Genomic DNA, 5,531 nt, shown 5'->3' on the forward strand with positions numbered 1-5,531 from the left:
GCATGGAAAATAAACTCTCGGTGAATGTGTCGGCGCCGCGCATGATCTTCGGGGGCAAGTGGGGGCCTTCTATCAACGCTTCATTGGTCTTCCGCGATGACGTGGCCGCCGGTACTTCAGCAGCCTGTTAAGGCTGGAATTATCGATGAAGGAACCCTGTTCGCGACTGAGGCGGGAACTCCGCAGGGAGGTCTCATCTCACCAGTCATCGCGAATATGACGCTGGACGGACTGGAAGCGGCAGTAGATGCAAGCGTGGGACCGACGGAACGCGCACGCCGAAAGTTCAAAGTCAACGTCAACAGGTATGCGGATGACTTCGTTGTGACCGGAGTCTCGAAAGCAATTCTGGAGCAGAACGTACTCCCTGTGGTCAAGCGATTTCTGGCCGCTCGGGGTCTGGAAGTCTCGGAAGAGAAAACCAGGGTCACCCACATTGCCGATGGGTTCGATTTCCTTGGGCAGAATGTCCGCAAGTACGCGGGCAAGCTGCTCATCAAACCGGCCAACAAAAGTGTGAAGGCACTTCTGGATAAGGTTAGGAAAATCGTGAGGCAGCACCGGAGCGCCACGCAGCGGAATCTGATCGTGCAGCTCAACCCAGTAATTCGGGGTTGGGCCATGTATCACCGTCACGTGGTCTCGAAATCTCATTTTACGTCGGTAGATGCTCACATCTGGCGCCTCTTGTGGAAATGGGCGATGCGTCGGCACCCCACGAAAGGCGCGGGCTGGGTGAAAAACAAATACTTCCACGTAGAGGCGAACCGTACCTGGGCGTTTACTGCCCGGTCCCAAGTCCACGGAGTAACCCGGCTGTTTCGGGCTGCGACGGTTCCGATTGTTCGTCACGTGAAGGTACGTGGCCAGGCAAATCCGTTCGACCCTGCGTGGTCGTCCTACTTTGCCCGTCGTCGAGCCGCGACTGACGATTGATTGCCCGGTACCGACGCTGGTGCTGGTGAATGGCTTGAGCCGGATGCGGGGCGACTCGCAAGTCCGGTTCTTAGGGGGCGGTGACGCAGCAATGCGTCACCGCTACCCGACGTCGGCGTGGACGCAGAGTCGGGTCTGGTCCACACCGTCATTTTACCGTTGACCTCCTTTCAATGTCGTCAGGATTCTTGCGGCGACAGATCAAAGCCCTTGCAATTGGACCAAGACGGCACCCACTGGGAAGCCGCAGCTGAACGCTCGGATTGTTCAGGACCGTCGAACGACAACGAACCTACAACGCCAGGCGGCCGGCTCAGTGCATTCATAGTAGTCAAGGTCGTGAGGGCCAGATTTCCGGCGCCATGAACCTAGGTCGACCATTAGCTCTGGTAGCGGAGACCTAGGTGTGTAGCGTAGATTCATATGGCTGCCGTTGGCGAGTTTGTAGGAGCACTGGATTTCCGGAGATCGCACAATACCATCATTATCGGGCCGCGGTGGATCAAACGTGGCTGAGCTAAATTCCTTGACATTGCCGTCGTCCCGTCCCCTCGCAATACCCGTCCATTCACCCTCGCTGGTTGTTGCCGTGTACACGTTCCGTGCAACTTTGATGGCGGCGGGAATCGGGCAGCTTTCGTACGTTTCGGCAGCAGCGCAATGAGATGCGCCGAGTACAAGCGAAACAATAAAAATATTTCGCATCATCATGATGCATTCCTCCATTCTGAAAAGCAGTAAGCTCAGTTATCTGATCATCTGGCGAGGCACATAACACAAATTCTTATTCGAGCCATTGTCGCGTTAGATCGTGCATAAGTTCATCTTTGGGTAACTTTGATTGCGCGATCGACTGAAATCGGACACGTATGCTATACCGTAACAGCGGCGACCAAAAACAAATATAATTTATACCATAGGTAATGTCGTTGATGGGTATGGCGGCCCCGTGTTTTTTGAAGCGTTAAGGATGGGATCCTAAAGCCATGTAGTTAATGAGAATATAAAGCGGCGCACGCAGTCAATGGCGTTCAGCGTGAATGGCCTTCCGCTCGTGAAACACTTGCCAAGGGGCGAAATTTCGGTGGGCGCATTTCCAGGGTCGTGACGCGCCGCGGCATTTGCCTGTCGATGGACAGCGAGGGACCGTTGGAATTTCGAGAATGCGAAGAGGTGTGAAGACGGCACCCAAAAATAGACAGAAAACGTGGGTCCTTGGTTGTGTGTGCCGGAGACCGGCACCAGACTTGGCAGCACGGTCCCTAATGGCGAAGTGTGTTGGCATCAAAATATTTGACTCATTTCTTCTGGCAGTTGCCCAGAAAATTTCTTAAGGTACGGAGCTGCGGCGGGCATTAACGAGTTGCGTAGATTAAGGGCTATTATCTAAAGACCATATATGGAAAAGGTTAAGAGATTGCTTGGTGGTGGCGTCTTGTCCGTTGCTTTAATGGGCGTGACGGCGCAGGCGTTTGCGGTCGCGCCGAACGATCTTTGTATATACGCCAATCCAGCAGATCCTGCCGAGAGCTTTACCTACTGCTATGGGACAGGTTGGGAAGTTGGTCCCCCCCCCGGGGCTCAGGATTACCCACAAATAACGCAATCGTGCTATTCGTTCTGCCTGAATATTCGGTACATCATCGTAATTTCGTGCAGAACAAGAAAGCCGCGCCAGATGACGGTAGGACCCGGCGGATGATCACGCTTTCGGGCGAGATAGCCACCGAGTCTTGCGATCCACAAAATCACCTGCGCGAGTGAGGGCGGTTCATCGGGCATTCGGTACTACCGTGCGTACGGCAGTAGAGGGCCTGCCACTCGATTGGTTGCAGCAATACTTCGCATGACAGGTTTCCATCAAGCCGTGCAAGCAGCATGGCGTACAGGATTCTCCAGCTTACTACGGCGAACAACGCGGTAGCGCGTACAAATCGTTCGACATTGCCAAATTGGCGGGCTTCAATGCGACAGCCGCTTTTAAGCACACGATGCCACGATTCAATTGTCCATCGGCGCGCAACCATGCCAGACGCTCGAGGGCCTGTGCTTGCGTATACGTAGGTACCGAAGTCAGCAGAAGCCATTCCAATGGCTCTGCTCCTTTGTCTACGTTCGTTTCCAACGCATGAATCGCGAATACCTCAATTTCGGGAAGCTTCTCACGACGACGATTTTGCGGTGGACGAAGGCGTACGGGCATGCATCGCACAACCAGCCGTGCGGTGCGTGCCTGTCGGTTTTCGCGTGCAGGCACCTGCAGTTGCGTTTCTCCAATCACTGGCGAGGCCAGCACGGTTTCCCACAAATATCGATCAGGGTGCGCAACGCGTCGATTCCACGACGCGCGCACCAGCCAGTCGACACCGGCAGGCCGCGGTGCCAGGAACACATCGTAGACATCGCCTTCGCGATCGCTCACGCCGATGACTTGCGTATGCTGACAGTGTGTCTTGAGTATGCCCAGCTGCTCGATACCTTCGAGCCATTTCGCGCTCTCTTTCTCTTGTACGCTTCGTTGCCCGCGCAGATGTTTCTTGCCCAACTCCTCCGGCCTACGTATCCACGTCTTCAGGCCGATCACGCCGAGTGGCAGCCCCTCAGGCGTGAGCGCAAGCAGACTGTGCATCAGGAAACCACGAACGTGTGGATCGGAGCCATATCCCAGACCTTCGGTTGCCCGCAAATGAGACAAATTGAACTCAGTGGTGTCCTGAACCGCAAGTACGACCGGCACCTGCTGCATGCGACAAAGCGTTTGACCGATGTGCGCACCCAGCACCCCATCGACATCCACCTGAGGGTTATCGAAAAACCGATAAGCCGCCTTCAGCTCAGAAACATTGAACGATTGCGGAAAAGAGCAATGCGGACTCGTCGAAAGCCTGCGCGCCAGCATCACGAGCCGTCTGGTCAGGCGAGCGTCGCCAAGTTCGGCAGCACCAAACTCTTCACTTGCCCAATCATCGGGGTCAGGGGTGTCCGACAACGCCCGGCATCACAGATGTTGAACTGGTCCAAAGTTAACATCCGCCGTCTTCGTTTACAAGGCATCCCAACGCAGAATTACGAACAATTTGTGGGTAATCCTGAGCCCCCCGGGGGGGGCGACCGAGTAACGTGTCTGCTCTTTGAGCTTGGCCATCATGTAGGCGAGAACCTCGGCGATGGCAAAAGGAATTCGCGCATTCGTTGGCGGAGAATGGGAAACGTGCCATTGGCGATGTCCGAGGGAAGGTGCCCTAGTGGGACTGGCTCACCACTTCACTGTTTCCTAACCAGATTACTGACTGGGAGCGACGGGCCTGCGGCGGACGTGTTCTGAATACGCCGCAATTGCGCAGTGCTTCTATCGAGATCGGGACGCTGCTTGACCCATTTCATGCGCCTGGCTGCAGGCCTGTGCGCGCGCTACCCGGGACTAGCCGCGGCGCGTCCGCCTGCGAAGCCGGAGACGTGGGTTCTGAGTTTCAAGCTCACGCTCAAGCATTGGCCTGCGGTTGGCTCGACGCATTGAAGCAGCTAAGCTTGCGGCGGTTTTGGGCGACGTTGGCGCCTCGACGGTCTATGGCATCTGGCGCAAGCAATGGATTGCGGGCCGCTCGGCTCGATACCTACATGATCTCAAATAACCTGACTCCAGGAGCAAAGCGGCAGACGCGAGCGGTCTGTGTCTGAATCCACTCGCACATGCGGTAGTGTTTTGCGTAGACGAGAAGACGGCAATTGAGGACTTGGATCGTTTTTCGCCGCGCTCAACACGACAATCTGGGAAGTCATCGGCGTGCGGCGCGCCATACCAGCGAGCAGTTCGTGGCCTTTCCTGGCCGACGTTATCGCCAGCCGGCGGGCCAAACATGAGATCCGCGACAACGACGTCAGCGGACAGGCACCCCCACGTGTGCAAGAGTGCCTGCGGCAACACTGAAGCATGAGGTTGTGACGGACACCGGCTCATAGCTTGCGGCTACATCGGGTGAAGAGCCGCACATTTGCGACTTGATTGCGCGAGGCATCTTCCGCTGCGTGCTTTCTGCGCCGCGAATGCGACGCCACGTCTGCTTGGTCGATCGCATTGCCCCAAGTTTTTTGTTACAGATTTTAGCTGTTGCTAGGTTAGACCTGTTGCGGTCGCCAGCTCAATCTGTCACGCATGAACTTGCAACACGTTGCAAAGTCGATTGCGCAATTGACCACGAAATGCGCTTCCCGTGAATGAGGTTCCCTCGGTTTTTCGCCTTCCAGAGGCCTCTGGTTACGCGGCAGCATCCTTGGTCTGCTGAGCTTTGATCCAGTCTTGCAGGAACTGAACCGGCGATACAAAGCCGAGCGACGAATGACGACGACTGCGGTTATAAAACACTTCGATGTATTCGAACAGGTCCGCCATCGCTTCTTGATGGGTGCGGTATCGCGTAGCATGCACCCGTTCGTTCTTCAGACTGTTGAAGAAGCTCTCCGTCGGGGCGTTGTGTCGAGTAGCGCCCAGGAATCTCACCCGCACGCTCTCACAGATCCGGACGTGAATCTCTCGATTCATCCGGCTCCTATCGTTCAACCGACACCCCCAACGACCAATGTGGAAACAGGGCGGG

At 55.8% G+C, this 5,531-nt stretch carries 4 protein-coding genes; 1 reads left to right on the top strand and 3 read right to left on the bottom strand.

Features of this window, described 5'->3' with window-relative positions; genetic code table 11:
• The first annotated feature begins 96 nt into the window (after nucleotides 1-96).
• Nucleotides 97-936: a group II intron maturase-specific domain-containing protein gene (locus tag VSR34_RS37205; protein ID WP_342965103.1), complete on the top strand. Its 840-nt coding sequence runs from the start codon at nucleotides 97-99 to the stop codon at nucleotides 934-936.
• A 1,611-nt stretch (nucleotides 937-2,547) separates the two neighbouring features.
• On the opposite strand, the gene VSR34_RS37210 is transcribed toward VSR34_RS37205, so the two are convergent.
• The 3 genes from VSR34_RS37210 to VSR34_RS37220 all read right to left on the bottom strand — a co-directional run.
• On the bottom strand, nucleotides 2,548-2,718 hold the full coding sequence (locus VSR34_RS37210; RefSeq protein WP_342965104.1) for an IS4 family transposase: 171 nt from the start codon (nucleotides 2,716-2,718) through the stop codon (nucleotides 2,548-2,550).
• Between the two features lie 121 nt (nucleotides 2,719-2,839).
• Nucleotides 2,840-3,925, bottom strand: coding sequence for an IS4 family transposase (locus tag VSR34_RS37215; RefSeq protein ID WP_342965105.1), 1,086 nt, complete (start codon nucleotides 3,923-3,925; stop codon nucleotides 2,840-2,842).
• Nucleotides 3,926-5,191: 1,266 nt separating this feature from the next.
• A partial coding sequence (locus tag VSR34_RS37220; protein ID WP_342965106.1) for an IS3 family transposase occupies nucleotides 5,192-5,531 on the bottom strand: 340 nt, incomplete at its 5' end.

The organism is Paraburkholderia sp. JHI2823 (assembly GCF_038900695.1).
Lineage (GTDB): Bacteria > Pseudomonadota > Gammaproteobacteria > Burkholderiales > Burkholderiaceae > Paraburkholderia > Paraburkholderia mimosarum.

Coding starts and splice junctions, on each gene's coding strand:
- VSR34_RS37205 (WP_342965103.1), top strand. CDS start 97: ATGACGTGGCCGCCGGTACTTCAGCAGCCTGTTAAGGCTGGAATTATC.
- VSR34_RS37210 (WP_342965104.1), bottom strand. CDS start 2,718: ATGCCCGATGAACCGCCCTCACTCGCGCAGGTGATTTTGTGGATCGCA.